The 26,257-nt window shown below is 69.4% G+C and carries 23 protein-coding genes and 1 riboswitch; of the genes, 14 read left to right on the forward strand and 9 right to left on the reverse strand.

What is annotated here, in order from left to right; translation table 11 throughout:
- Positions 1-26 precede the first annotated feature (26 nt).
- From ACZ3HL_RS16805 to cobN, 7 genes are all read left to right on the forward strand, one after another.
- The gene (locus ACZ3HL_RS16805; RefSeq protein ID WP_465531860.1) at positions 27-1,280 is read left to right on the forward strand and encodes an HNH endonuclease signature motif containing protein; all 1,254 of its coding nucleotides are present in this window, start codon (positions 27-29) and stop codon (positions 1,278-1,280) included.
- Positions 1,281-1,550: 270 nt separating this feature from the next.
- Complete coding sequence (locus ACZ3HL_RS16810) at positions 1,551-2,981, forward strand: SLC13 family permease (RefSeq protein ID WP_465531862.1); 1,431 nt, start codon at positions 1,551-1,553, stop codon at positions 2,979-2,981.
- A 17-nt stretch (positions 2,982-2,998) separates the two neighbouring features.
- Positions 2,999-4,153, forward strand: a complete 1,155-nt coding sequence (locus ACZ3HL_RS16815; RefSeq protein ID WP_465531864.1) for a glycerate kinase family protein — start codon at positions 2,999-3,001, stop codon at positions 4,151-4,153.
- Positions 4,154-4,209: 56 nt separating this feature from the next.
- Positions 4,210-4,446 (forward strand): hypothetical protein, encoded by a 237-nt coding sequence (locus tag ACZ3HL_RS16820; protein ID WP_240594864.1) that lies wholly within the window; start codon positions 4,210-4,212, stop codon positions 4,444-4,446.
- Positions 4,430-5,872: a sensor histidine kinase gene (locus tag ACZ3HL_RS16825; protein ID WP_465531866.1), complete on the forward strand. Its 1,443-nt coding sequence runs from the start codon at positions 4,430-4,432 to the stop codon at positions 5,870-5,872. The genes ACZ3HL_RS16820 and ACZ3HL_RS16825 overlap by 17 nt, the downstream gene beginning before the upstream one ends.
- On the forward strand, positions 5,857-6,534 hold the full coding sequence (locus ACZ3HL_RS16830) for a response regulator transcription factor (RefSeq protein ID WP_465531868.1): 678 nt from the start codon (positions 5,857-5,859) through the stop codon (positions 6,532-6,534). Before ACZ3HL_RS16825 ends, ACZ3HL_RS16830 begins: the two co-directional genes overlap by 16 nt.
- A 32-nt stretch (positions 6,535-6,566) precedes the next feature.
- A riboswitch (cobalamin riboswitch) is annotated at positions 6,567-6,680 on the forward strand.
- A 35-nt stretch (positions 6,681-6,715) separates the two neighbouring features.
- The gene (gene cobN / locus ACZ3HL_RS16835) at positions 6,716-10,297 is read left to right on the forward strand and encodes a cobaltochelatase subunit CobN (protein WP_465531870.1); all 3,582 of its coding nucleotides are present in this window, start codon (positions 6,716-6,718) and stop codon (positions 10,295-10,297) included.
- Between the two features lie 204 nt (positions 10,298-10,501).
- On the opposite strand, the gene ACZ3HL_RS16840 is transcribed toward cobN, so the two are convergent.
- Positions 10,502-11,590 carry a dihydrofolate reductase family protein gene (locus ACZ3HL_RS16840; protein WP_465531872.1) on the reverse strand — a complete coding sequence of 363 codons (1,089 nt, stop codon included), beginning with the start codon at positions 11,588-11,590 and terminating at the stop codon, positions 10,502-10,504.
- A gap of 939 nt (positions 11,591-12,529) precedes the next feature.
- On the opposite strand from ACZ3HL_RS16840, the gene ACZ3HL_RS16845 reads away from it, so the two are divergent.
- Positions 12,530-14,101 (forward strand): ABC-F family ATP-binding cassette domain-containing protein, encoded by a 1,572-nt coding sequence (locus tag ACZ3HL_RS16845; protein WP_465531874.1) that lies wholly within the window; start codon positions 12,530-12,532, stop codon positions 14,099-14,101.
- Positions 14,102-14,161: 60 nt separating this feature from the next.
- Here ACZ3HL_RS16845 and paaE read toward each other — a convergent pair whose 3' ends face one another.
- The 6 genes from paaE to paaZ are packed head-to-tail and all read right to left on the reverse strand — an operon-like array spanning position 14,162 to position 19,891.
- Complete coding sequence (gene paaE, locus ACZ3HL_RS16850; RefSeq protein ID WP_465531876.1) at positions 14,162-15,232, reverse strand: 1,2-phenylacetyl-CoA epoxidase subunit PaaE; 1,071 nt, start codon at positions 15,230-15,232, stop codon at positions 14,162-14,164.
- Positions 15,232-15,720, reverse strand: a complete 489-nt coding sequence (gene paaD, locus ACZ3HL_RS16855; protein ID WP_240594874.1) for a 1,2-phenylacetyl-CoA epoxidase subunit PaaD — start codon at positions 15,718-15,720, stop codon at positions 15,232-15,234. Before paaD ends, paaE begins: the two co-directional genes overlap by 1 nt.
- Positions 15,714-16,640 carry a 1,2-phenylacetyl-CoA epoxidase subunit PaaC gene (gene paaC, locus ACZ3HL_RS16860; protein WP_465531878.1) on the reverse strand — a complete coding sequence of 309 codons (927 nt, stop codon included), beginning with the start codon at positions 16,638-16,640 and terminating at the stop codon, positions 15,714-15,716. The genes paaD and paaC overlap by 7 nt, the downstream gene beginning before the upstream one ends.
- Before the next feature lies 1 nt (position 16,641).
- The gene (gene paaB / locus ACZ3HL_RS16865; RefSeq protein ID WP_005168080.1) at positions 16,642-16,926 is read right to left on the reverse strand and encodes a 1,2-phenylacetyl-CoA epoxidase subunit PaaB; all 285 of its coding nucleotides are present in this window, start codon (positions 16,924-16,926) and stop codon (positions 16,642-16,644) included.
- A complete protein-coding gene (paaA, locus tag ACZ3HL_RS16870) occupies positions 16,926-17,864 on the reverse strand; it encodes a 1,2-phenylacetyl-CoA epoxidase subunit PaaA (RefSeq protein ID WP_465421870.1) in 939 nt (312 codons plus the stop codon). The genes paaB and paaA overlap by 1 nt, the downstream gene beginning before the upstream one ends.
- Complete coding sequence (gene paaZ / locus ACZ3HL_RS16875; RefSeq protein WP_465531880.1) at positions 17,861-19,891, reverse strand: phenylacetic acid degradation bifunctional protein PaaZ; 2,031 nt, start codon at positions 19,889-19,891, stop codon at positions 17,861-17,863. Before paaZ ends, paaA begins: the two co-directional genes overlap by 4 nt.
- 202 nt (positions 19,892-20,093) lie before the next feature.
- On the opposite strand from paaZ, the gene paaI reads away from it, so the two are divergent.
- From paaI to ACZ3HL_RS16890, 3 genes are read left to right on the forward strand one after another with little or no spacing between them, the layout of a single operon-like run.
- Positions 20,094-20,483 (forward strand): hydroxyphenylacetyl-CoA thioesterase PaaI, encoded by a 390-nt coding sequence (gene paaI, locus ACZ3HL_RS16880; protein WP_465421904.1) that lies wholly within the window; start codon positions 20,094-20,096, stop codon positions 20,481-20,483.
- Positions 20,480-21,766: a phenylacetate--CoA ligase PaaK gene (gene paaK, locus ACZ3HL_RS16885; RefSeq protein ID WP_465531882.1), complete on the forward strand. Its 1,287-nt coding sequence runs from the start codon at positions 20,480-20,482 to the stop codon at positions 21,764-21,766. The genes paaI and paaK overlap by 4 nt, the downstream gene beginning before the upstream one ends.
- A complete protein-coding gene (locus ACZ3HL_RS16890) occupies positions 21,763-22,356 on the forward strand; it encodes a TetR/AcrR family transcriptional regulator (RefSeq protein ID WP_126737382.1) in 594 nt (197 codons plus the stop codon). The genes paaK and ACZ3HL_RS16890 overlap by 4 nt, the downstream gene beginning before the upstream one ends.
- A gap of 27 nt (positions 22,357-22,383) precedes the next feature.
- Here ACZ3HL_RS16890 and ACZ3HL_RS16895 read toward each other — a convergent pair whose 3' ends face one another.
- Positions 22,384-22,650 carry a hypothetical protein gene (locus tag ACZ3HL_RS16895; RefSeq protein WP_410650827.1) on the reverse strand — a complete coding sequence of 89 codons (267 nt, stop codon included), beginning with the start codon at positions 22,648-22,650 and terminating at the stop codon, positions 22,384-22,386.
- A 186-nt stretch (positions 22,651-22,836) separates the two neighbouring features.
- On the opposite strand from ACZ3HL_RS16895, the gene ACZ3HL_RS16900 reads away from it, so the two are divergent.
- Positions 22,837-23,352: an NUDIX domain-containing protein gene (locus tag ACZ3HL_RS16900; protein WP_465421877.1), complete on the forward strand. Its 516-nt coding sequence runs from the start codon at positions 22,837-22,839 to the stop codon at positions 23,350-23,352.
- Entirely contained in the window at positions 23,349-24,014 is a 666-nt protein-coding gene (locus ACZ3HL_RS16905) for a TetR/AcrR family transcriptional regulator (RefSeq protein ID WP_465531884.1), read from the forward strand. Before ACZ3HL_RS16900 ends, ACZ3HL_RS16905 begins: the two co-directional genes overlap by 4 nt.
- Here the strand turns inward: ACZ3HL_RS16905 and ACZ3HL_RS16910 are convergent.
- Entirely contained in the window at positions 23,941-24,969 is a 1,029-nt protein-coding gene (locus ACZ3HL_RS16910; RefSeq protein WP_465484140.1) for an AraC family transcriptional regulator, read from the reverse strand. The two genes, ACZ3HL_RS16905 and ACZ3HL_RS16910, sit on opposite strands and share 74 nt — an antisense overlap.
- A gap of 78 nt (positions 24,970-25,047) precedes the next feature.
- Between ACZ3HL_RS16910 and ACZ3HL_RS16915 the strand changes: the two genes are divergently transcribed.
- Complete coding sequence (locus ACZ3HL_RS16915; protein ID WP_465531886.1) at positions 25,048-26,151, forward strand: winged helix DNA-binding domain-containing protein; 1,104 nt, start codon at positions 25,048-25,050, stop codon at positions 26,149-26,151.
- Positions 26,152-26,257: the final 106 nt, after the last annotated feature.

The following is a 26,257-nucleotide window of genomic DNA, read 5'->3' on the forward strand; positions in this document are numbered from 1 at the left end:
TCGATGAATCTTGGTATTCTGGAGGCGTGTCCGAGACCTTTCTCCCTGAGTTGCCGCAGGAGTTGTGGCGTGCTGGCAAGGTGGAGCTTGCTCATGGTGTGCAGCAGTCTTTGCGGGTGATTCGGATGGCCACTGCCGGTTTGGGGCAGTTTTTGGCGGAGATCGAGAATCGGGGCCCCAAAGACTTGTACGGGTATGGCCGTACGGATAAGTGGTTCGCGGATATGGCGGGGTTGTCGGTGGGTGAGGCGCGGGCGGTGGTGAACCGGGCGCTCGCGTTGAATCCCACTCGCGCTTTGGACGGTAGCGAGGTTCCGCCCGTCGCTCCGGCGACCGCTGCTGTCGCCGCTGAGGGACTGGTGGGGGATGAGCGGATCGATCAGATCCTGGAGATCTTGAAGCGGCTTCCTGCCGACACCTCCACCGAAGACCGCGCCACCGCGGAGAAGATCCTCGCCGATCTCGCCCCTAACGCCGGTCCTCACCAACTCGTCGAGGCCGAGGCGAACCTGCTGGGCTGGCTCGACCCCGACGGCAAAGAACCCAAGGAACCTGAGCCCAAGGAACCCCGGCGCGAGATCACCTTGGAGCGCCGTAAGGACGGGTTCTGGAAGCTGACCGGCCTTTTGGACGATGAGACCGGTGCCCGCACCGCCGCCGCGTTGGAGGCGCACGCTCAGCCGCGGCCGGTGGACGAGTTCGGGCAAGCCGATCTGCGTATGAAGTGCGAACGCCTGGGAGACGCCTGGGTTGACCTCCTCGACTTGGCGATCGCCTGCCCGGACCAACCGGGAACCAGCGGCTACCGCACCTTGGTGCACGTGACCATCGGGCTCGATGAGTTGAAGTCGGGTCTCGGGACGGCGTATCTGGATTTCGTGGGGACGATGCCTGCGCGGGAAGCCCGGCTCGCCGCCTGCGACTGCCTCATGCTCCCCGTCGTCATGAGCGCCGCCGGAGAACCCCTGGACATGGGACGGCTGCGACGGTTCGTCACCCCAGGCCAAAGACGCGCGTTGAACATCCGCGACGGCGGCTGCGCGTTCCCCGGCTGCCATCGGAAGCCGAAGAATTGTCACGCCCATCATATCGAGCACTGGGTCGACGGCGGCCCGACGGATCTCCGAAATCTCGTGCTGCTGTGCGGTTTCCATCACCGCCTGATCCACCACGGTGACTGGCAAGTACGGATGGCGGCCGACGGGTTACCGGAGTTCATCCCGCCCCAGTACCGAGATCCGCTCCGACAACCCCGCCGCAACACCCTGCACCACCGCTGAACCCCGAGGAGCCCGTCGGCCACACCGGCGACGGGCCCCTCGCCATGCCCGCAGTCGGTGACGAAGCCTCCGGCTCCAGGAGCCCACTACTCAGCGGGCGTGGCGGTTCCCAGACGAGGTCTGCGCCAGACCGATCACCGCTTGCCCGAACCGAGACTCCCGAAATGCGACAGACGCCAGCCTGAAATCCACATGGCCGCGGCCCCAACATGAAGACCTCCTCATCCGTCCTTAACGGACGATTCAGGAGCGCGCCACAAGCTGGTCACCGTGACCGCCTACACCTACACGACCAGCCAGCCACGAAAGCCCGGCAAGACCGAAAAACCCAAGCGCACCAAGACTTGGCTGGTCCCCGCCGCGGCCGTCCCGGCGCTGAGCCTCGCGCTCGTACCAGGCGGGCCGACCTGGCAAGGCGCACTGGTGCTGGCCGTCTTCGCCACGGCCGTGGGCGCCTGGGTACTGACCAGTCTGGACGACACGTGGGTCGCGCTCGCGGCGGTCGCCGTCCTGGCCGTGACCGGGATCCTGGCGCCCGCCGAGCTGTTCGCCACCCTCGGCGCGGATCTGGTGTGGCTGCTGATCGCGGCGTTCGTGCTGGCGGCCGGGCTGACCGGTTCGGGGCTGGTCGACCGGTTCGTGGCCGTGCTGCCGGCGCGGGCGCGGTCGGTGCGGGGGCTGGCCCATCTGTCGACGGTCGCGTTGGTGGTCTCGTCGCTGGTGGTTCCGTCGACGTCGGGGCGGGCGGCGCTGGCCGTGCCGGTGTTCACCGCCTTGGCGAGCGCGCTCCCGCGGGTGGCCAAGGCGCTCTCGGTGCTGTTCCCGACCGTGGTGTTGCTGTCGGCGGTCTCGACGCTCATCGGCGCGGGCGCGCATCTGGTGGCCGACCAGCTCCTGCGTGAAGCGACCGGCGACGGCATCGGCTTTCTGCGCTGGCTGGTGCTGGGTCTGCCGCTGGCGGCCATCTCGTCCCATCTCGCGGCCGAGGTCGTCCTGCGACTGTTCACCACCAAAAAAGACCGCCGTGAACGGTTCGACCTGCGCGCACGGTTCCCGCCGCGAGGGCCGTGGACGCGGACGGAGCGGTTCGCGGCGGTGACCACCGGTGTGGTGCTGGTGCTGTGGTGCACCGAATCGTGGCACGGCCTGCCGCCCGCACTGGTCGGGCTCGTCGGCGCGCTGGCGATGTGCGTGCCGCCGCATCGGGTCACCACGGGTACGGCGCTGAAGACGGTGCCGTGGTCGCTGCTGCTGTTCACCGCCGCGACGGCCGCGCTCGGCAGCGCGCTGGTCGGGTCGGGTGCGGCGGCGTGGGTGGCGGACGTGGCCTTGAGTCCCGTCCGGGGCGCGCCGGCGTGGGTGGTGCTGCTCGCCGTGATCGTGGTGAGCACGGCCGCGCACCTGGCGGTGCAGTCCCGGTCGGCACGGTCTTCGGTGCTGGTGCCGGTGGTGATCCCGCTCGCCGCGGCCACCGGACTGGCCCCGGCCGCGGCGGTGTTCGCGTCCACCGCGGCGGCGGGGTTCTGCCACACCCTCACCTCCTCCGCCAAACCGGTCGCCCTGTTCTCCGGCATCGAAGGCGTGCCGACCTATTCGGCCCGCGACCTGCTCCGGCTTTCGGCCGTGCTCGCGCCGCTGCACGTGGTCGTCGTCGCCGTCTTCGCCTTGCTCGTCTGGCCGTACCTCGGCCTCGTGCCGTGAACCATCAGGAGGAAGTCATGCGGATCGTCGTCGCCCCCAGTGGGTTCAAGGAAAGTCTCGGCGCCGAAGCGGCCGCCGACGCCATCGCCGAGGGGGTGCTCCGGGTCGTCCCGTTCGCGGAGATCGACCGCGTCCCGCTGGTGGACGGCGGGGAGGGTTCGGCCGCCGCGCTCGCCGGGAGCACCGGCGGGAAGGTGGTCGACACCGTCGTCACCGGTCCGGTCGGGCTGCCGGTGCGCTCCCATTTCGCGATCCTCGGCGACGGGTCGACGGCGGTGGTCGAGATGGCGGCGGCCGCGGGCCTGCGGCTGGTGCCCACCGGCCGCCGTGATCCCGGGCGCACCACCAGCCGGGGCGTCGGCGAGCTGATGATCGCCGCGCTCGACTCGGGGTGTTCCTCGGTGCTCGTCGGCTGCGGAGACTCCGGCGTCTCCGACGGCGGGGCCGGGGCACTTCAGGCGCTGGGCGCCCGGGTGCTCGACCGCGCCGGTCAGGAGATCGGCCCCGGCGGGGCGGAGCTGGCGCGAGCCCGGCACATCGACGTCTCGGGGCTGGATCCGAGACTCGCGCACACCGTGCTCCGGCTGGCGGTCAACCCGCACAACGTGCTGTGCGGCCCGCGCGGCGTGGCGAGGGTGTTCGGCCCGCAGAAGGGCGCGACCCCCGAGCAGGTGGAGAGACTGGCCGCCGCGCTGGACAGCTGGGCCGGCGTCCTGCGCCGCGACCTGGGCGCCGACGTCGCGCTCGTCCCCGGATCGGGTGCTTCCGGCGGTCTCGGCGCGGGCCTGTGCGCCGCGCTGGGCGCCCGGCTGCTGCCGCGGTTCGAGGTGCTGCTGGACCATGTCGACCTCGACGCCCGGCTCGCCGCGGCCGATCTCGTGGTCACCGCCGAGGGCACGATCGACGCCCAGACCCCGCACGGGAAGGTGCCCGCCGAGGTGGCCCGCCGGGCCAAGGCGCACGGGAAACCGGTGGTCGCGCTCGCCGGCCGGATCGGCTTGGACGCCGACACCACCTACGCCGTCGGCATCGACGCCTTCCAGGCCATCCAGCCGGGTCCGGTGGACCTGGACGAGGCGATCCTGCGCGGCGCCGAGTTCCTCACCGACGCGGCCGAACGGCTGCTGCGGATCGTGCTGGTCGGCACCCGCCTGTCCGCGTCCGTTATGTGAAGATTCTTTCATCTTGTCCTCATCTTCGCCACATCGACGACCAGGAGGGTGGAGCCATGGCCCGCTCGCGTATCGCCCTGCTCGCCGCCGCCGTGGCGCTTCCGCTCGGTGCGGCGGCGGTCACGTGGGCGTGGCCGGAACCGCCCGCGCCGCGGGCTCCGGTCGAGGTGAAGCTGAGAGAGCACCCGGCCCCTCCCCCGCCGGCGAGCAGTTCCACGCCGGTGGTCGTGCCCCCGCCCCCGGTGGTCCCACCCGGTGACGACCAGGACGACGACGGTGCCGACGACGACTGAACGAAAAACGCGGGCGATCCCCGCGCGGATCCGGATCATGGGCTGGCTGTTGCTGCTCGTCGCCGTGGTCACGGTGGCGACGACGCTGGTCACGTACAACCTGTTGCTGCGCGAGGTCGACAGCGACGTCAACGCCGCGCTCGAACAGGAAGCCGCCGAGCTCGGCCAGGTGCTGGAAGAAGGGGTGGACCGCGCCACCGGGCAGCCGTTCCCGGACGTACGGTCCGCGTTGTCGGCGCATCTGCGGCGCCAGTACGTCGACGACGACGAAGTGGTGCTGGCCTGGACGCCGTCGTCCGGGCCGATCCTGCAGGATCGCGAGGAACCGTTCCGGCTTGGCGAGAGCCCGGCGGTACTGGACCCGATCCTCGCCGACCCGGCGCGCAGCGGCAGTGTCGAGACGCCCGCCGGGGAGATGCGCTGGATCCGCGTCGACGCGTCCGGCACCCGGGAGGGTGACCGGGGCTCCTTCGTCGTCGGCTACTTCGTTGATCGCGACCGCGCCGAGATCGCCACCACCGTGCGGACCCTGCTGTTCGTCGGCTTGCTCGGGCTCGTCCTGGCCGGGGCCGCGGCGTGGCTGGTCGCCGGGCAGATCCTCGCCCCGGTGCGGCTGGTGCGCCGCGCCGCCGCCGAGATCACCGAACACGACCTGACCCGGCGCATCCCGGTGGACGGCCGGGACGACGTCGCCGCGCTCGCCGAACAGTTCAACGCCATGCTCGACCGGCTCGACCTCGCGTTCGCCACCCAGCGGCGGTTCCTCGACGACGCCGGCCACGAACTGCGGACCCCGATCACCATCGTGCTCGGCCATCTCGAACTGCTCGACGACGATCCCGTCGCGCGGGCCGAGGCGATCCGGCTGTGCGTCGACGAACTGGACCGGATGAACCGCATCGTCGGCGACCTGCTTTTGCTGGCCAAGGCCGAGCAGCCCGACTTCGTCACCCTCGCGCCCACCGACGTCACCGAGCTGACCAGCGACCTCTACGCCAAGGTCCGCACGATCGGCGACCGTCGCTGGCGGCTGGAGGCGCTCGGCGAAGGGCAGGTGCCGCTCGACGAGCAGCGGACGACCCAGGCCGTGGTGCAGCTGGCCCAGAACGCCGTCCAGCACACCGAGGACGGCGACGAGATCCTGATCGGCTCGGCCGTGTCCGAGGACACCGTGTCGTTCTGGGTGACCGATCACGGCCCCGGTGTGCCGCGGGAGGACGCCGAAAGGATCTTCCAGCGGTTCAACCGGGGGCCGTCCGGCGGCCACCGGAGCGGGGCCGGGCTCGGGCTGGCGATCGTGCGCGCCATCGCCGAGGCTCAGCACGGGCTGGTGCGCCTGGAGTCGGCACCGGGCCTCGGCGCCCGGTTCACCATCGAAATCCCTGTTCACGCCGTCGAAGGAGGCACGCCGTGGCCCGTATCCTGATCGCCGAGGACGAGGAGCGGATCGCCTCGTTCGTCCGCAAAGGGCTCATCGCCAACGGTTTCACCACCACCGTCGTCGCCGACGGTGAGCAGGCCCTCCAGTACGCCCTCGGCGACGGCTACGACCTGCTGGTCCTCGACCTCGGCCTGCCGTCCCGCGGCGGTCTGTCCGTGCTGCGGACCCTGCGCGAACACCACAACACGACCCCGGTGGTCATCCTCACCGCGCACGATTCGCCCCAGACCACGCTGGCCGGGCTGGAGGGCGGCGCGGACGACTACATGGCGAAACCGTTCCGCTTCGACGAGCTGCTGGCCAGGATCAGGCTCCGGCTGCGCCGCACCGAACTCGTGGCCGAGACCACCGTGCTGCACGCGGGTCCGTTGTCGCTGGACCTGCGCACGCGCCGCGCGGACGTCGAGGGCACCGGCGTGGAGCTGACCTCGCGCGAGTTCGCCCTCCTGGAGCTGTTCATCCGCCATCAGGGCCAGGTGCTCACCCGCGAGCAGATCCTCTCCCACGTGTGGGGTTACGACTTCGACCCCGGCTCCAACATCGTCGACGTCTACGTCCGCACCCTGCGGCGCAAGATCGGCGCCGGTCACATCCGCACCGCCCGCGGCATGGGGTACGCGTTCGACCCCGGCCGCACATCACCTTGACTCCCGCCGGACCGCACCGGAGAGTGAACCGGAGAAACCACGTGTCGGCAGGTGGAGGAACCCGGTGAGAGTCCGGGGCGGTCCCGCCACTGTCACCCCTCCCGGTGAAGAGGGGAAGCCAGGAACTCCGGCCGGCGCGACCGCACGACCCGGGGCGCGGACACCCCGAGTGAGGAATGCTGTGATCCTGCTTCTGTCCACTTCGGACACCGACCTGCTCAGCGCCCGTTCCAGCGAGGCCGACTACCGGCTGGCGAACCCCGCCCGGCTCGATCTGGCCGAGCTGCCCGCCCTGCTCGACGGCGCCCCGATCGTCGTCGTCCGGATCCTCGGCTCCGAACGCAGCTGGCAGGAAGGGCTCGACACCGTCCGCGCGAGCGGCGCCCACGTGGTGGTCCTCGGCGGCGAGCAGACGCCGGACGCGCAGCTCATGAAGCTGTCCACGGTCCCGGCGGGCACCGCGGCGGAGGCGCACGCGTACCTCGCGCAGGGCGGGCCGGAGAACCTCACCCAGCTGCACCGCTTCCTGAGCGACACGCTCCTTCTGACGGGTGACGGCTTCGAGCCGCCCGCCGTGCAGCCGCTCTGGGGTGTCCTGGAGCGCGAGCCGAAGGCCACCGAGGGTCCGGTCATCGCGATCCTCTACTACCGGGCGCACCACCTGTCCGGCAACACCGAGTTCGTCCACGCCCTCTCCGACGCCGTCGAGGACGCCGGGGGCCGCGCGCTCCCGATCCACTGCGCGTCCCTGCGCACCCGCGAGCCGGAGATGATGGCCGAGCTGGCCAAGGCCGACGCGCTCCTGGTCACCGTGCTGGCCGCCGGCGGCACCCGGCCGTCCGAGGTCGGCGCGGGCGGGGACGACGAGGCGTGGGACGTCGCCGAGATGGCCGCGCTCGACATCCCGATCCTGCAGGCACTGTGCCTGACCAGCGACCGCGAGACCTGGTCGGCCAACGACGACGGCCTCTCGCCGCTCGACGCGGGCAACCAGATGGCCGTCCCCGAGTTCGACGGCCGTCTCATCACCGTCCCGTTCTCGTTCAAGGAGATCGACGACGACGGCCTCCCCAAGTACGTGCCGGACGCCGAGCGCGCGTCCCGCGTCGCGAAGATCGCGCTGGCCCACGCCCGGTTGCGCCACACTCCCCCGCCGGAGCGCCGCATCGCGCTGATGCTGTCCGCGTACCCGACCAAGCACTCCCGCGTCGGCAACGCCGTCGGCCTCGACACGCCCGCGTCCGCGATCGAACTCCTGCGCCGCATGCGCGACCAGGGTTACGACCTGGGCGAGGACCCGTTCCCCGGCGTCGAACCCACCGGCACCGACCAGCCCGACGGCGACGCGCTGATCCACGCGCTCATCGCCGCGGGCGGGCAGGATCCGGAGTGGCTCACCGAGGAACAGCTGTCCGGTAACCCGATCCGGGTCCCCGCCGACAAGTACCGCCAGTGGTTCGCCGAGCTGCCCGCGGAGCTGCGCGAGGGCATGGAGGAGCACTGGGGTCCCGCGCCCGGCGAGCTCTACGTGGACAACGGTGACATCGTGCTCGCGTCCCTTCAATCGGGCAACGTCATCCTGATGATCCAGCCGCCGCGCGGTTTCGGCGAGAACCCGGTGGCGATCTACCACAACCCGGACCTCCCGCCGAGCCACCACTACCTGGCCGCGTACCGCTGGCTGGAGGAGGAGTTCGGCGCGCACGCCGTCGTCCACCTCGGCAAACACGGTTCGCTGGAATGGCTTCCCGGCAAGACCGCCGGTCTTTCCGACTCGTGCGCGCCGGACGCCGTGCTGGGCAATCTGCCGCTGATCTACCCGTTCCTGATCAACGACCCCGGCGAGGGCGCGCAGGCGAAACGGCGCGCGCACGCCACGATCGTCGACCACCTGATCCCGCCGATGGCCCGCGCCGAGAGCTACGGCGACATGGCCCGCCTGGAGCAGCTCCTCGACGAGCACGCCAACATCGCCGCGATGGACCCGGCGAAGCTGCCCGCGGTCCGCGCGCAGATCTGGACGCTGATCCAGGCCGCGAAGCTGGACCACGACCTCGGTGTCGAGGAACGCCCGCACGACGCGGAGTTCGACGACTTCCTGTTGCACATCGACGGCTGGCTGTGCGAGGTCAAGGACGCCCAGATCCGCGACGGCCTGCATATCCTCGGCGCCGCGCCGGTGGGCGAGGCGCGGATCAACCTCGTGCTCGCCATGCTGCGGGCCCAGCAGATGTGGGGCGGCAAACAGGGCGCGGTTCCCGGACTCCGTTCCGCCTTGGGACTCAAGGAGAACAGCGACGCACCACTGTCCGAAGTGGACGCCATCGAGCAGACGGCCCGCTCGCTCGTCGAGGCGATGGAGGCCAGGGACTGGTCCCCCGCCGCCGTCGCGGAGGTCGTCGCCGAGGTGCCGGAACACCAGGAGGTCGCGCGCGTGCTGACCTTCGCCGCCACCGAGATCGTGCCGCGGCTGGCGGGCACCGGCGCCGAGATCGACGCCGTGCTCCACGCGCTCGACGGTGGCTACATCCCGGCCGGGCCCAGCGGTTCGCCCCTGCGCGGCCTGATCAACGTGTTGCCGACCGGCCGCAACTTCTACACCGTGGACCCGAAGGCCATCCCGAGCCGTCTCGCGTGGGAGACCGGGCAGGCGCTCGCGGACTCGCTTCTCCGCCGCTACAAGGAGGACACGGGCGACTGGCCGCGTTCGGTCGGCCTCTCGGTGTGGGGCACGTCGGCGATGCGCACCTCGGGCGACGACGCGGCGGAAGTCCTTGCCCTGCTGGGTGTCCAGCCGATCTGGGACGAGGCGTCGCGGCGCGTCACCGGCATCGAGGCGATCCCGCTCGCCGAACTCGGCCGCCCGCGCATCGACGTCACCGTGCGGATCAGCGGGTTCTTCCGCGACGCCTTCCCGCATGTGATCACCCTGCTGGACGACGCCGTGCGCCTGGTGGCGAACCTCGACGAGCCGGACGAGCAGAACTTCGTCCGCGCCCACACCCGCGCGGATCTGGCCGCGCACGGTGACGAACGCCGGGCCACCACGAGGATCTTCGGTTCCAAGCCGGGCGCGTACGGCGCGGGCCTGCTGCCGCTGATGGATTCCGGGAACTGGCGCGACGACAAAGATCTCGCCGAGGTCTACGCGGTGTGGGGCGGTTTCGCCTACGGCCGCGACCTCGACGGCAGGCCGGCGCGCGAGGACATGGAGAACTCGTACAAGCGGATCGTCGTCGCGGCCAAGAACACCGACACCCGTGAACACGACATCGCCGACTCCGACGACTATTTCCAGTACCACGGAGGGATGATCGCGACGGTCCGCGCGCTGACCGGGACCGCGCCCGCGTCCTACGTCGGCGACAGCACCACCCCGGACGCCGTCCGCACGCGCACCCTCGGCGAGGAGACCGCCCGCGTCTTCCGGGCCCGCGTGGTCAATCCGCGCTGGCTGGCGGCGATGCGCAAGCACGGTTACAAGGGAGCTTTCGAGCTCGCGGCGACCGTCGACTACCTCTTCGGTTTCGACGCCACCGCGGGCGTGGTGGGCGATTGGATGTACGAGAAGCTCACCGAGTCCTACGTGCTCGACGAGGTCAACCAGGAGTTCCTGCGCCAGGCCAACCCGTGGGCGTTGCGCGGCATCATCGAGCGGCTGAACGAGGCGGCCGACCGTGGGCTGTGGGCGGAGCCGGACGCCGATCTTTTGGCTCAGCTGCGCGAGGTCTACTTATCGCTGGAGGGGGATCTCGAATCCTGACGTCACCCCTTGGAGCAGACCCGTGGCACTCCCGGCGGTACCACTGTCATATGCGCAGAACTTAGCGTGACAAGGGCGGTGGGACGTCAATGATCGGGAGGACAGCGATGATCAAGCGTCTGTTGAAGGTCGTGCTTCGCCACGGTTGCTGCTCGGCGTGCACCGGTCTGGGCTGCGGCTGCTGCGACGCCTGCAAGTAGAAGTTCAGGGGTGGACACCCGGGATATGGGTGTTCGCGCGGCGGACGCCGGCGGCGAGGGCGGGTACCTCGATCACCCGGCGTCCGGCCGCCTCCAGCGTTTCGGCGCCGACGCAGTCGACGAACACCGACGGCTCGCGCCAGGCGAAAACGACGCGCGGGATACCGGCGTCGAGGATGAGCTGGGTGCAGCTTCGCGGATGTGACGTCCGCGAGCTGCACGGCTCCAGCGACGTGTACATCGTCGCCTCCGCCAGCCTCGGATCTCCCGGTTCGAGCTTGGCGAGGGCGGCTTCTTCGGCATGGTTGGCGGGGTCGCCGTCGCCCGAATAGCCGGTGGAGATCACTTCGCCGTCGGCGGCGGCGATGACCGCGCCGACGCGGAACGTGCGCGGCGGGCAGTTCTCGGCCAGTGCGATGGCCTCGCGCAGCCGCAGAATGTCCACATCGGACGGTTCGGGCGTCGCGTGGTACTCCAGGACGGCGATGTCGCCCAACCTCGTCGTTCCGGTCAATGCCAGCCCACGCGGGAAGGCGCCCGGACCGACGAAGCGTGGCGCGCGCGGATCGCCGACGAAGAACGGCGCGACGGCCAGATGCAGTTCGTCGACCAGTCCCTCGGTGAGGAACTGGGTGTGGATCGAGCCACCGCCTTCGACCATCAGCCGCCGGACGCCGCGCGTGTAGAGGTCGGCCAGCACCTCGCTTAGGCCGGACAGTTCGACGACGGTCGCCTTCACACCCGTGACGACGCCGGACGGCGCGTAGACGAGCTTCTCCGTGTCGCCGACGGTGAAGAACTGAGCCGCCGGATCGAGTGACCCGCTCCGCGTGAGGGTGACCTTGACCGGTTGCTCCGGGCTTCCTTTTGCGACCCTTTTCGCGACGAGCTCCGGCGAGCGGACCAGCAACCGCGGATTGTCCGCGCGCACCGTGTTCGCGCCGACGAGGATCGCGTCCGACGCGGCGCGCAGCCCGTCCACCCTGGCCCAGTCCTCCTCGTTGGACAGCACCAACCGGTTGTCGCTCGCGTCGTCGAGGTAGCCGTCGAGCGAGACCGCGGCGGACAGCAGGACATGAGGGCGTTCGATCACGCCCGCCAGTATGCCCCCGCCGGTCGCGGGTCGCCGAGGTGACAGACCGCTGTCTCGGGGCGGTGAGGCTTGGGCCAGGTCCTTCGTGCCGTCGCCGAAAAACGGCAAAGGCTGGCATCCCGGGGCATCCCGGCGCCGCCTCGGAGCCGTCGCCGAAAAACGGCAAAGGCTGGCATCCCGGGGCATCCCGGCGCCGCCTCGAAGCCGCCGCCGAAAAACGGCAAAGGCTGGGAGCTCCGGGCAACGTCCCGCTGTCATGTGATCGAGGGCACCATCGCCGAAATCCGGCGACAGCCGCCCTCCGGTCCGGGGGAACGTCCCGAAGCCACGGGCCGAGACCGACACCTCCGCTGTCGCCGAAATCCGGCAACCACCACCCGCCGACCCCGGGAAACGACCCGAAACCACGTGACCAAAACCAACACCTCTGCCATCACCGAAATCCGGCAACCACTAGCAAAGGAGCGCCACCGTTAGCGCAACAACGATCGACACACTGGCAACCATTACCGAAATCCGGCAATGCAAGACCCCCTGATTCCACGGGCGGCAGGCAAAGAAAACCTGTCGGCGCACCGCTGACCACCGCCAGGCGAACATCCCAGAGTTCCTTGCCACGGCCGCCATCACCGAATATCGACGACCAGCTTCGCGCAGCCGGCCCCCTCACGGTGCCGCGGCGGATCATCACCGACCCGCTGCCAGGTCTGGTCGCGGATCTCGGCGGGGCCGGTATCGCCCGACGGCCGGTCCTGCCGAGTTCGACCTGGTCCGCGAATGCCGCAGGCCATTCCTGACGTTTCGTTGCCGGGAAACGGCGACCTGTCTCACGCTCTCCGCGAAATTCGATCGCCACGCGGCAACCTCGCGCGCTACCCTGTCGCGGTGATCTTCTGAGACGAACCTGCGCCCTCATCCACCTCCTTCGCAGGGAGTCTCATGTCTTCTTCCTTGACGCTTTCCGACGTCACCTTCACCTGGCCCGACGGCACACCGGTCTTCGAACGCCTTTCGCTCACCATCGGTGCCGGCCGCACCGGCCTGGTCGGCACCAACGGATCCGGTAAGTCCACGCTGCTCAGGCTGCTCGCCGGCGACCTGCGGGCCACCACGGGTTCCATCACCGCACCGGGTGAGCTCGGTTACCTGCCACAGAACCTTGTGCTGGACACCGGCCGCCGCGTCGACGACGTCCTCGGTGTCACCGCGATCCGCGCGGCGATCCGGGCCGTCGAGAGCGGTTCCGCCGCCGAAGAGCATTTCGCCACCATCGGCGACAACTGGGACGTCGAGGAGCGCATCCACGCGATCCTCGACCGGCTCGGCCTGGGCGCCGTCCGGCTGGACCAGCGGGCGGGCGAGTTGTCCGGTGGCGAGCTCACGCTGCTCGGGCTGGCCGCCCTGCTGCTGCGCCGTCCCGCCGCGCTGCTGCTCGACGAGCCCACGAACAACCTGGACCTGCGGGCCCGTGAGCTCGTACACCGCGAGGTGGAGAGCTGGGGCGGGATCCTCGTGGTCGTCTCGCACGATCGCGAGCTACTCCAGCTGGTCGACCGGATCGCCGAGGTCCGCGACCGCGAGGTCACGCTGTACGGCGGAAACCTCGCGGACTACGAACAAGCCGTCGAAGTCGCGCAGGAGGCGGCGCGGCGGCACCTGCGCGCGGCGGAGTCGGATGTCAGACGGCAGAAGCGTGAGCTGGTCGAGGCCGGGATCAAACTCGCCCGGCGCGCCCGTTACGGCCAGCAGATGTGGGACCGGAAACGCGAGCCCAAGGTGCGGATGCGCAAACGCCAGGAGGACGCCCAGATCGCCGCGGGCAAGTACCGGAATCTGCACACCGACCGGCTCGAAGGCGCCGTCGAGGCGATGAAGGCCGCCGAGGAGCTGGTACGGGAGGACGCCGAGATCCGCGTCGAACTGCCGGAAACGACGGTCCCGCGGGGAACGGACGTGCTCCGGATCGACGCCGTCCCCCGGTTCGGCCCGGCGGTGGACCTGCACGTCATGGGCCCCGAGCGGATCGCGCTCGTCGGCCCGAACGGTTCGGGCAAGACCACCCTGCTCCGCACGATCACCGGCGAAATCCCGCCGGAGTCGGGTGAGGTGGGGTTGTTCGTGCCCGCCGGGCTGCTCCCCCAGCGGCTCGACGTCCTCGACGACACGATGTCCATTGTGGACAATGTGCGGCTGGTGGCGCCGTCGCTCACGGACAACGAGATCCGCGCGAGGCTGGCGCGGTTCCTGTTCCGGGGCAAGGCGGCCGACCGCGAGGTGGCGTCGCTGTCCGGCGGGGAACGGTTCCGCGCCACGCTGGCGACGTTGCTGCTGAGCGAGCCCACGCCCAGGCTGCTGCTGCTCGACGAGCCGACGAACAACCTCGACCTGGCGAGCGTGCGGCGGCTCACCGAGGCGCTACTGGCCTACCGGGGCACGCTGATCGTGGCGAGCCACGACCGGCCGTTCCTGGCCGACATCGGCATCACCCGGTGGCTCCCCCTCGGCATTTAGTCCTCTGGATGCGGTAGTTGCACACGCAACTACCGCATCCAGAGGACGAAACGCGGGTGGTCAGGCGTCGAAGTCCACCGTGACGGCATCGGAGACGGGCACCGACTGGCAGGTGAGCACGAAACCGGCGTCGACCTCGGCCTTCTCCAGGGCGAAGTTGCGCCGCATGTCCACCTTGCCGTCGCAGATCTTCGCCCGGCAGGTGCCGCACACCCCGCCCTTGCAGGCGAACGGCAGGTCCGGACGGTACTTCTGCGCACCGTCGAGCACCGAGGTCCCGCGCGGCAGCGTCATCGTCGTCGACCGGCCGTCGAGCACCAGCGTGACCTCGCTGGACGCACCCACGACGGCCGGATCGACGTGGTGCACCGGCTCCGGCGGAGTGTCCACATAGAACAGTTCCTGATGCACGCGGTCCTCGGCGACGTCCAGCGAGCGCAGTAGTTCCTGCGCGCCTGTCACCATCTCGAACGGCCCGCACAGCCACCAGTGCGCGACGTCCTCGACCGGGATCAGCACCGTGCACAGTCGCCGCAGCTTCTCGACATCGAGCCGTCCGGTGAACAATTCGGCCTCACGCGGCTCACGCGACAGCACGTGGACGAGTTCGAGCCGCGCGGGGTAACGGTCCTTCAGGTCCGCGAGGTCGTCGGCGAACATGACGGTGTCCGTCCGGCGGTTGCCGTACAGCACGGTCACCGTCGCGTCGGAGTCGCTGAGCAGCGAAGACGCGATCGACAGCACCGGCGTGATCCCGGAACCGGCCGCGATCAGCACGTGGTGGCCCGCGGCTGCCAAATCGGGGCTGAAGTTGCCGGTCGGCGGCGCGACCTCGATCTCATCGCCGGGTTTCACGTCGCGCACCAGCCACGACGAGAACAGCCCGCCCGGCACCTCGCGGACGCCGACCCGCGGCGCCGCACCCGCGGGCGCGCAGATCGAGTACGAACGGCGCTCGTCGCGGCCGTCGATCTCGCGGCGCAGGGTCAGCGACTGTCCCGGCTTGAAGCGGAAGGTGTCCGCGAGGTCTTCGGGCACGTCGAAGGTCACCGCGACGGCGTCGTCGCACAAACGCTGGACGTCGGACACCTTGAGGGGGTGGAAACCCGTGCGGCGCAGGGTCGCTGTCACTAGATCTCCTTGACGTGTTCGAACGGTTCGAGGCAGAACCGGCAGCGGCGCAGGGCCTTGCACGCCGTCGCACTGAACCGGGACTGCTCCTCGGTGTCCGCGGAACCACAATTCGGGCAGCGGACCGACGACACCGGCGGGCTCAGCGTGAGCGGGATCGGGCCGGTCCGCCGCGGCGCGGCCCCCGGCGGCGCGATCCCGGCCTCGGCCAGTTTCCGTTTGCCGTCCTCGGTGATCCAGTCGGTGGACCAAGCGGGCTGGAGCACCGTCCGGACCTCGACCTCGCCGTAACCCGCGCCGGTCAGCGCGTGCACGAGGTCGTCGCGCATGGTGTCCATCGCCGGGCAGCCGGTGTAGGTCGGGGTGATCGCGACGACCACCCGGCCGTCGGATTCGGACACTTCACGCAGCACGCCGAGATCGGCGAGGGTGAGCATCGGCAGTTCCGGATCGGTGACCGTGGCCGCCACGGCGTACGCGGTCACCATGTCGCGTCCGGATGTTCCCTGGCGACACTCTGCAGGGTCGCCAGCAGGAAGCCCATCCGCTCGGTGTGCACGCCGTCGCGGCCCATCCGGCCGGAAACCCCGGCGATGGCACCGATTTCGGGACGTTTCAGCGTCGCGACGGCCAGCACTTGGTCCAGGATCGCGTCGAACTCCGGCCGCAGCGACGGCGACTCGACGAACTCGATCTCGTGCGCCGTGAACAACTCGTCCACGTACGGCCAGACCGCGTCGAGACCTTCCTGCATCCGCTCATGCGAAAGTTCGGTGCCGTCGCCGAGGCGCACGGCCCACTGGGCGGCGTAGTCGCGGTGATACGCGACCTCCTTGACCCCCTTGTCCGCGATGGCCGCCAGCACGGGGTCCACAGAGGACTCCGCCGACGTACTCTTTCCCGCGGAGGCGGCATTGGACTCAAGCCGCTGCAGCAGGGCGAGTCGCCAGATCGAGAACACCAGCAGCCGCGCGATCAGATGCCCGAAGTGCCCGCCTTCGAGTTCGGCGAGGCGGACGTTGCGGTATTCCTGCTCGCTGCGGAAGAAGGCGTACGAATCTTCCGAACGCTCGCTGCCGTCGGCCTTGCCCGCGCGGGCGAGCAGCAGCCGGGCCTGCCCGAGCAGGTCGAGCGCGATGTTGGCGATCGCGACCTCGTCCTCGAGTTCGGGCGCGTTCGTGCACCACTCCTGCAGCCGGTGTGAAAAGATCAGCGCGTCGTCGCCGAGCATCAGGCAGTAGGCCGCCAGCCGGTCACCGTCCACACCGGACGGAACGGCTGTGTCCACACCCGACAGCGGCCCCTCACTCTGCCCTGTGGGGGACACCCCCACACCCCCGAAGGTGCCGAAGGCCCAGCGGGAGTCGTTCTCCTCGGTGATCGCCTCGTAGGCGTTGTCGAAGCTCATGTCAGATGTGGGGAACGTTGTCGGGGATGTCGTAGAACGTCGGGTGCCGGTACACCTTGTCGCCGCTGGGCGCGAAGAACGGGTCCTTCTCGTCCGGCGAGGACGCCGTGATGTCCGAGGCCCGCACGACCCAGATCGACACGCCTTCATTGCGGCGGGTGTACAGATCCCGCGCGTGGTGCAGCGCCATGTCGTCGTCGGCGGCGTGCAGCGAGCCCACGTGCACGTGGTTCAAGCCGCGCTTGCCCCGGACGAACACCTCGTACAACGGCCAGTCGTGTTTCATCACGAACCCTTCTTCGCTGCGTGCGCCGAGGCGGCTTCCCGCACCCACGCGCCGTCTTCCTGTGCCCGCCGCCGGTGCGCGATGCGCTGGGCGTTGCAGGGGCCGTTGCCCTTCAACACGTTCTTGAACTCGTCCCAGTCGACGGCGCCGAAGTCGTAGTGCCCGCGTTCGGCGTTCCACTTCAGGTCCGGGTCCGGGAAGGTGACACCCAGCGCCTCGGCCTGCGGGATGGACATGTCGACAAAACGCTGGCGCAGCTCGTCGTTGGTGTGCCGCTTGACCTTCCACGCCATCGACTGCGCGGTGTTCGGCGAATCGGCGTCCGGCGGACCGAACATCATCAGCGACGGCCACCACCAGCGGTTCACCGCCTCCTGCACCATTTCGCGCTGCCGCGGGGTGCCGCGCATCATGGTCATCAGCAGTTCGTAGCCCTGCCGCTGGTGGAAGGACTCCTCCTTGCAGATGCGGATCATGGCGCGCGCGTACGGCCCGTACGAGCTGCGGCACAACGGAACCTGGTTGCAGATCGCCGCGCCGTCCACCAGCCAGCCGATCACGCCCACGTCGGCGAAGGTCAGCGTCGGGTAGTTGAAGATCGACGAGTACTTCTGCTTGCCGTTGATCAGCTTGTCGGTCAGATCCGCGCGGTCGGCGCCGAGGGTGGCGGCCGCGGAGTACAGGTACAGCCCGTGCCCAGCCTCGTCCTGCACCTTGGCGAGCAGGATCGCCTTGCGCCGCAAGGAAGGCGCGCGGGTGATCCAGTTGCCCTCGGGCTGCATGCCGATGATCTCCGAATGCGCGTGCTGCGCGATCTGCCGGATCATCGTCTTGCGGTAACCCTCGGGCACCCAGTCACGCGGCTCGATGCGCTGGTCGCGCTCGATGGTGTGCTCGAAATGCCGTTCGAGATCTTCCTCAGGAAGGGTGGCGGTCATGACTGCTCCTTGGCGACCAGGGTCAGCACGTCGTACTTGGCGACCGAATCGCCGTCGGCGTTGGTGACGTCGGCGTCCCAGCGGACTTCGCCGTACTCCTGGTCGATACGCGGGGTGATCTGCTTGGCGGTCAAGGTCACCGTCAACGAGTCGCCGACCTTCACCGGAGTGAGGAACCGCAGGTTCTCCAAGCCGTAGTTGGCCAGCACCGGACCGGGCTCCGGCGAGACGAACAGGCCCGCCGCGAACGAGACCACGAGGTACCCGTGCGCCACGATCCCGCCGAACAGCGGGTTCGCTGCCGCGGCCTCGGGATCGGTGTGGGCGTAGAAGGTGTCGCCGGTGAATTCGGCGAAGTGGTCCACGTCCTCCTGGGTGACGGTGCGCGGACCGGCGACCACGGAGTCACCGATCTTCAGCTCCGCCAAGGACTTCCGGAACGGGTGGACGTCGCCCTCGGTGCGCGGCGCACCCGCGACCCAGCGGCCGGTGACCGTGCTGAGTACCTTCGGGCTGCCCTGGACAGCCGTGCGCTGCATGTGGTGCAGCACGCCGCGGACGCCGCCCATCTCCTCGCCACCACCGGCGCGGCCGGGGCCGCCGTGCACCAGCTGCGGCATCGGCGAACCGTGGCCGGTCGACTCCTTGGCGTCTTCGGCGTCCAGCACCAGCAGACGGCCGTGGAACGGCGCGACACCGAGGACGACCTCGCGTACGAACTCCTGGTCCGCCGAGACGACGGAACCGACGAGGCTGCCGCCGCCGCGCGCGGCGAGCTCGATGACCTGTTCGGTGGAGGTGTAGGGCAGCAGCGTCGACACCGGGCCGAACGCCTCGACCTCGTGCGGCTCGGAACGCTCCGGGTCGGCCTTCAGCAGTACGGGTGAGATGAACGCGCCGCGTTCGGCGTCCGCGCCGACGACCTCGACCTGCTCCGGGTCGCCGAAGACGACCGTGCCGGCGTCCAGCAGCGCCTTGAGCGACCGCCGGACCTCCTCACGCTGCTCCAGGCTCGCGAGCGCACCCATCCGGACGCCTTCGGCGGTGGGGTTGCCGACGGTGGTCTTCGCCAGGCGCGCGCTCGCGGCCTCGGCGACGTCGTCCACCAGGTCGGCCGGTACGAAGGCGCGGCGGATGGCGGTGCACTTCTGGCCCGCCTTGACCGTCATCTCGGTGGTCAGCTGCTTGACGAAGAGGTCGAATTCGGTGGTGCCGGGTTTGGCGTCCGGGCCGAGGATCGACAGGTTGAGCGAGTCGGCCTCGGCGTTGAACCGGACGGAGTTGCGCACGATCGCCGGATGCGCGCGCAGCTTCTGCGCCGTCGACGCCGAACCGGTGAACGACACGAGGTCCTGCGCGGTGGCGTGGTCGAGCAGGTCGCCGACGCTGCCCGCGACGAACTGGAGCGTGCCCTCGGGCAGGATGCCGGAGTCGATGATGATCTCGACCAGGCGCGCGGTGAGGTACGCGGTCTGGCTGGCCGGCTTGATCAGGCTCGGCACGCCGGCGAGGAACGCGGGCGCGAACTTCTCCAGCGGGCCCCAGACGGGGAAGTTGAACGCGTTGATCTGGACGGCGACCCCACGCAGCGGGACGGCGATGTGCTGGGCGACGAACGTGCCGCCCTTGCTCAGCGGCTCGACGTTGCCGTCGACGTAGACGGTGTCGTTCGGCAGTTCGCGCTTGCCCTTGCTGGAGTAGGCGAACAGCACGCCGATGCCGCCGTCGATGTCGACCATCGAGTCGCCCTTGGTCGCGCCGGTGCGCGCCGAGAGCGCGTACAGCTCCTCGCGGTGTTCGCGCAGGTGGGAGGCCAGCGCCTTCAGCAGCGCTGCGCGCTGGTGGAAGGTCAGCTCGCGCAGCGCGGGGCCGCCGACGCGGCGCCCGTAGTCCAGCGCGGCGGCGAAGTCGATTCCCTCGGACGAGACCCGGGCGACCTCTTCGCCGGTCGAGGCGTCGTGCAGCGGTACTCCGTCGTTTTCCGCCGTGTGCCATCCGCCGGAGACGTAGCTGCGCAGCAATGCCATGGGGCGACCCTTCATGGTGGATTTACAGACCGTCCGTTCAGTAATTCACTGTAGCTCGTGACGGGGGTCTTGCAAACCCCCTGACGGCGGTGGACCCTTGACATCTGCCCGAAAGCGCGCCTTTACTTGCGGCACCCTTTAACAACCGTCCATTCGGTCAGTAACTAGGTGGTCAGGCTTGACTAGCAACGCCGCGCACACGATGTTCGCCGACGACCAGGCGTCGAAGGCGCTGGGCATCGAGCTGGTCGAGGCCGCCGAAGGGCACGCCGTCGCCACCATGCGGATCACCGAGACGATGGTCAACGGCCACGACATCGCCCACGGCGGCTACGTCTTCCTGCTGGCCGACACGACGTTCGCCTGCGCCTGCAACAGCCACGGGCCGGTCACCGTCGCGTCCGGCGCCGAGATCTCCTTCGTCGCGGCCGGCAAACTCGGCGACCACCTCATCGCCACCGCCACCGAGCGGACCCGCTACGGCCGCAACGGCATCTACGACGTCACCGTGCACCGGGAGACCCCCGACGGGCCGGAGGTCGTCGCCGAATTCCGCGGCCGCAGCCGCACCATCGAGAAAGCATCACGATGACCGCCTTCAGTGACGAAGCCGAGAACCTGACCATCGACGAACTCCAGGCGCTGCAGCTGAAGCGCCTCCAGTGGACGTTGCGGCACGCCTACGAGAATGTGCCGTTCTACAAGCGGAAGTTCGACGAGTCCGGCGTTCACCCGGACGACTGTAAGGCGCTCGAAGACCTGGCGAAGTTCCCGTTCACCACGAAGCAGGACCTGCGCGACAACTACCCGTTCGGCATGTTCGCCGTACCGGAGTCGCAGGTCAGCCGCATCCACGCGTCCAGCGGGACCACCGGGAAACCGACCGTCGTCGGCTACACGTCCGAAGACATCGACACCTGGGCGACGGTGATGGCGCGCTCGATCCGCGCCGCGGGCGGACGGCCGGGCGACAAAGTCCACGTGGCCTACGGCTACGGCCTGTTCACCGGCGGGCTCGGCGCGCACTACGGCGCCGAGAAGCTCGGCTGCACGGTGATCCCGGCGTCCGGCGGGATGACCGCGCGGCAGGTGCAGATCATCACCGACTTCAAACCCGAGATCATCATGGTCACCCCGTCGTACATGCTGACGTTGCTGGACGAGTTCGAACGGCAGGGCATCGACCCGCAGACGAGTTCGCTCAAGGTCGGCATCTTCGGCGCGGAACCGTGGACCGAGCAGATGCGCGCGGAGATCGAGGAACGTGTCGGCATCGACGCCGTCGACATCTACGGCCTGTCCGAGGTGATGGGCCCCGGCGTCGCGCAGGAATGCGTCGAGACCAAGGACGGGCTGCACATCTGGGAGGACCACTTCTTCCCCGAGGTGATCGACCCGTTCACCGAGAAGCCGACCGACGCCGAGGGTGAGCTGCTGTTCACCTCGCTCACCAAACAGGCGCTGCCGATCATCCGGTACCGCACGCGCGACCTCACCCGGCTGCTGCCAGGCACCGCGCGGCCGGCGTACCGGCGGATGGAGAAGGTGACCGGGCGCAGCGATGACATGATCATCCTGCGTGGCGTCAACGTCTTCCCCACGCAGATCGAGGAAGTCGTGCTGGTGACCCCCGCGCTCGCGCCGCATTTCCAGTTGATCCGGTCGACGAAGGGCCGGATGGACCACCTGACGGTGCGGGTCGAAGCGCGTCCGGACGCGTCCGCCGAGCAGCGCGCCGAGGCCGCCGCCCGGCTGATCGCCGGCGTCAAGGACGGGGTCGGGGTGAGCGTCGGCGTCGAGGTCGTCGACCCGGACACGCTGGAACGGTCGCTGGGCAAGATGCGCCGCGTACTCGACGAGCGGGACCGAGGTTGAGCACCCCCGCCCGCCGGGGACGCCCCGGCTACGACCTCGAGTCGCTGCTTCAGGTCGCGGTGAAGCTGTTCAACGAACGCGGCTACGACGGCACCAGCATGGAGGACCTCTCCCGCAAGCTCGGTATCACGAAATCCGCGATCTACCACCACGTGCCGAGCAAGGAGGAACTGCTGCGGCTCGCCGTCGACCGCGCGCTGAACGGCCTGTTCGCCGTCGCCGCCGAAACGGAATCCTTCGAGGGCAAGGCGATCGAGAAGCTGGAGCATCTGGTGCGGGGCAGTGTCCTCGTGCTGGTCGAGCAGCTGCCGTTCGTGACCCTGCTGCTGCGGGTGCGCGGCAACACCAAAATCGAACGGGCGGCGCTGGCGCGACGGCGCGAGTTCGACCGGCTCGTCACGGAACTGGTGAAACAGGCCGAAACCGAGGGCGACGTGCGGCCCGACATCGATCCCGCGGTCACGGCGCGGCTGCTGTACGGCATGGTGAACTCGCTGATCGAGTGGTACCGGCCGCGCCGGGGCTCCGCCGGCACCGAACTCGCGGACGCCGTCTGCAAGATCGCCTTCGACGGCCTGCGGACCCAGTAGCGGGCAGGGACTGAAGGGGACTTTCCGCTACTCCCCCGCGGCCTTGGGCGGCCGTCGCGCCTGCCAGATCAGCGCGTCGCGCAGTTGCTGGATGAGCTGTTCGTCGTCGGCCTCCGACGGATCGACCCCGAGCGGGATCCAGCGTTCGCCGACCTCGGCACCGTTCTCGAAACTGGTGATCACGATCCCGGCGTAGGAGACACATTCGTCCTGGACGCGGACGTCACGATGCTGCAGCCGCACACTGACCCACCGTCCGGTGCGGCGAACCGGCTCGCGTTCGGCACTGGCCATTCGTCCCTACCCATGACACCCGGTCCCCCCGCCCCCAACGTCGCCGCGAAGGCCCCGGGGGTTACCGGCGAGTTGTTCCGAATGCGTAACGGCAGGCGGTCACTTGAAACGGTTACGCTCGGCCCATGAGCACCGATCCGGAGAAGCACGGTCTCTGGAGTGGCAAGGGCGGTAGCCTCCGAAATCGTGGAACTCCTCCCCTTCGGCGAATACGCGGCCTCCCTCAACCGGAAACGCACCGCGGCAGGAGTGCTGCTTCGCGACGCCCGGTCGCGAGTACTGCTGGTAGAGACCACATACAAGCCCGAGTGGGAGATCCCCGGCGGCGCCGTCGAGGCGGAGGAGACGCCGTGGGCGACGGCGGCACGCGAACTCCACGAGGAGCTGGGCATCATCCGCGCCCTCGGCGCATTGCTGGTCATCGACCACGTCCCTACGCATGGAGTCATGCCGGAGGGACTGGCGTTCGTGTTCGACGGCGGCTTGATCACTGAAGAAGAAGTAAGCGCTGTCGAGTCGACAGACCCCGAGATCCGATCTGTCGGGTTGTACTCGCCGACTGAGGCAGGTCGGTTGGTGAAGCCGACCCTTCACCGCCGGATCAACGCCGCGTTGTGCGCGGTGCACAGCGGCGAGACCGTGTTCTGCGAGTCCGGTAGCCCATCCAAAGCTCCCTTTGAAACGGTTACGCTCGGCCCATGAGCACCGATCCGGAGCACCGGCGGCGCCGCCTCGAACCGGCCGCCCGGCGCGCCGAGATCCTGACCGCGGCCCGGCGGCTGTTCGGCGAGGGCACCTACGCCTCGGTTTCGACCTCGGACATCGCGAAGGCCGCCGGCGTGGCCAGGCCGCTGATCAACCACTACTTCGGTGGTAAACGCGAGCTGTACCTGGAAGTCGTCCGGCAGATGATGATCGTCCCGGCGCCGGTGATCGAGAACCTGCCCGACACCAGCGCCGAGGAGCGGCTCGCGATCAGCGTCCGGCACTGGATCGAGGTCGTCGAGCGCAACGAGCAGGCGTGGCTGACCGCGATCGGCTCCGAGGCGGTCGGCCGCGATCCGGAGATCGAGCGGATCATGCTGGAGGCCGACGAGATCGCCGCCGATCGCGTGCTCGCGGCCGCGTTGATGAGCGAAGTCACCGAGGGCCGCGAAGAACTTCGCGCGATGATCCGTTCGTACGGCGGGATGTTGCGCGCGGCGTCACGCGAATGGCTGATCCGCGGCACGCTCGGCCGGGACGAGCTGCGGGTCTTCCTCACCGACTCGATCCTGCACCTGCTGCGGGTCACCTACCCGGCCGTGCTCGCAACGCGTTCCGCCGGGCATAAGCCGCCGGCGTCATCCCCTTCCAGCGTTTGAAGGCGTAGATGAAACTCGACGCTTCGGCGTAGCCCAGCCGCAGCGCCACGTCCTCCACGCTGAGCGCGCCGGTGTCGAGCATCTCCTCCGCCAAGGCCTGACGGACCTCGTCGAGCAGCGTGCGGTAGCCGGTGCCGGCCTCGAACAGCCGCCGTCGCAGCGTGCGCGGGCTGAGCGCGAGCTGCCGCGCGACCTCGTCCATCCCGGCGTCGACGCCGCCGAGCCGCACCAGCCGTTCGCGGACCTGCTGGGCGATCCCGGAGCGGGCCCGTTTCCGCGACACCAGCAGATCGCATTGCGCGGCGCAGACCGCGACCGTCTGGTCGTTGGCCTGCGGCAACGGTTTGTCGAGGAAGAGCGGATCCAGGGTGGCGAGATGCGACGGCGCGGAGAACGACGGCGTCAGCCCGAAGGTCCGCGTGTATTCGTCCACAGTGGAGGGTTTCTCGTGCCGGAAGGCCAGGGAGCGCAAGGATATGTCCGGCAGGATGTCACGCATGACGGTGTGGATGGCGCCGAGGTCGCGCAGCACCAGGAAGCGGGCGACGTCGCCCGGCACGCGGCTGTCGTCCATGGCCAGCGCGAGCCGTCCCGCCTCGACGGTCACGTGCGGGATGCAGAAGGTGAAACTCAGGTCGAGGTAGCGCAGGGCGAAGCGCATCGCGTCCCCCAGCGTCGGGCTGCTGATGCACGCGAAGCCGAAGATGCCGAACGCGCTGACCCGGTACCGCCTGCTCAGCCGCAGCGCGACGTCGTCCCCGCCACCGAGCCCGCGAACCAGCGCCCGGACCACCGCGAGCTCCTGCCGCGCGTCGACCTGACCGTCCACGGGGGCGTGCTCGTAGGACTCCAACCCTATGACGCCGTTCTCGGCGGCGAAGCGGGCCATGAGCACGATGCTCGCCGTGCCGCGCGGATAGTCCCAGTCCCGGATCACCGGCGGCGGTAGTTCCATGGCCGGGATTATGGATCCAGGCAACGCCCGGCGCATTGAGGACCGTAACTGTCCTTGATCCCGATTAGGGTGAGCGGCATGTCCGACACGTTGAGCAGGCGCGCGCTGAACCGCGCCATGCTGGACCGGCAGCTGCTGCTCCGGCGTTCGAAGATGACCGCGCTCGAAGCGGTCGAGCACCTGGCCGGCTTGCAGGCACAGGCCCCGAACCCGCCGTACTTCGCGCTGTGGACCAGGCTGCACGGGTTCCGCCAGGAAGAGCTGGCAAACCTCCTGCTCGACAAGAGCGTCGTGCGGATCGCGCTCATGCGCGGCACGGTGCACCTGGTCACGCCGTCCGACGCGCTGGCATGGCGGCCGATCGTGCAGCCCCTCTACGACCGCTCGGTGCTCGGCAACACCCAGCACGGCCCTGACATCAAGGGCCTCGACCACCAGGAGATCGCCCGCACCGCCCGCAAACTGCTCGGCGAGCGGCCGCTGTCCTCGGCAGGCCTCGGCGCGGAACTCGCGAAGCACTGGGAGGGCGTGGCGCCGTCGTCGCTGGTGCACGTCGCGCGGGCGCTGCTGCCGCTGGTGCAGATCCCGCCGCGCGGTGTCTGGGGCAAGTCCGGGCAGCCGACGTATCAGACCACCGGGGACTGGCTGGGCGCCGAGCCGGATTCGGCACCGTCCCCGGACGCGATGTTCCTGCGCTATCTGGCCGCCTTCGGGCCCGCCAGCGTGCAGGACGCGCAGGCGTGGGCCGGCATCACGAAGCTCGGCGAGGTCGCCGAGCGGTTGCGGCCGCGACTGCGGACGTTCCGTGACGAGAACGGCCGCGAGCTCTTCGACCTCGAAGACGCCCCGCGACCGGACCCGGACACTCCCGCACCCGCCCGGCTGCTGGGACCGTTCGATCAGACCGTCCTGTCCTACGCCGACCGCACGCGGGTGATCAGCGACGAGCACCGCAAGGTCGTCATCACGCAGAACGGCCTGGTCAAGGGCACGATCCTGGTCGGCGGGTTCGTGAAGGGGTGCTGGGAGATCGAGGCCGTGAAGAAGGCGGCTTCGGTGGTGATCACGCCGTTCGAGCGCGTCCCGAAACGGGATCTGGACACGCTGGAGAGCTCCGCTCACCGCCTCCTGGCCTGGGCGCACCCGAACGCCGAGTCCCACTCCGTGCATTTCGTCCTCTGAATGCGGTAGTTCGCGCCACCAACTACCGCATTCAGAGGACGAAATGCGGGCAGGGGGTGGCCGGAAATCTCGATTGAGTGGCCGGTCGTGTACTTCCACCAGGGGT

The sequence above is a fragment of the Amycolatopsis sp. NPDC000009 genome (assembly GCF_055563465.1).

Coding starts and splice junctions, on each gene's coding strand:
- ACZ3HL_RS16815 (WP_465531864.1), top strand. CDS start 2,999: ATGCGGATCGTCGTCGCCCCCAGTGGGTTCAAGGAAAGTCTCGGCGCC.
- ACZ3HL_RS16820 (WP_240594864.1), top strand. CDS start 4,210: ATGGCCCGCTCGCGTATCGCCCTGCTCGCCGCCGCCGTGGCGCTTCCG.
- ACZ3HL_RS16845 (WP_465531874.1), top strand. CDS start 12,530: ATGTCTTCTTCCTTGACGCTTTCCGACGTCACCTTCACCTGGCCCGAC.
- paaD (WP_240594874.1), bottom strand. CDS start 15,720: ATGGTGACCGCGTACGCCGTGGCGGCCACGGTCACCGATCCGGAACTG.
- paaC (WP_465531878.1), bottom strand. CDS start 16,640: ATGAGCTTCGACAACGCCTACGAGGCGATCACCGAGGAGAACGACTCC.
- paaB (WP_005168080.1), bottom strand. CDS start 16,926: ATGAAACACGACTGGCCGTTGTACGAGGTGTTCGTCCGGGGCAAGCGC.
- paaA (WP_465421870.1), bottom strand. CDS start 17,864: ATGACCGCCACCCTTCCTGAGGAAGATCTCGAACGGCATTTCGAGCAC.
- paaZ (WP_465531880.1), bottom strand. CDS start 19,891: ATGGCATTGCTGCGCAGCTACGTCTCCGGCGGATGGCACACGGCGGAA.
- paaI (WP_465421904.1), top strand. CDS start 20,094: ATGTTCGCCGACGACCAGGCGTCGAAGGCGCTGGGCATCGAGCTGGTC.
- paaK (WP_465531882.1), top strand. CDS start 20,480: ATGACCGCCTTCAGTGACGAAGCCGAGAACCTGACCATCGACGAACTC.
- ACZ3HL_RS16895 (WP_410650827.1), bottom strand. CDS start 22,650: ATGGCCAGTGCCGAACGCGAGCCGGTTCGCCGCACCGGACGGTGGGTC.
- ACZ3HL_RS16905 (WP_465531884.1), top strand. CDS start 23,349: ATGAGCACCGATCCGGAGCACCGGCGGCGCCGCCTCGAACCGGCCGCC.
- ACZ3HL_RS16910 (WP_465484140.1), bottom strand. CDS start 24,969: ATGGAACTACCGCCGCCGGTGATCCGGGACTGGGACTATCCGCGCGGC.
- ACZ3HL_RS16915 (WP_465531886.1), top strand. CDS start 25,048: ATGTCCGACACGTTGAGCAGGCGCGCGCTGAACCGCGCCATGCTGGAC.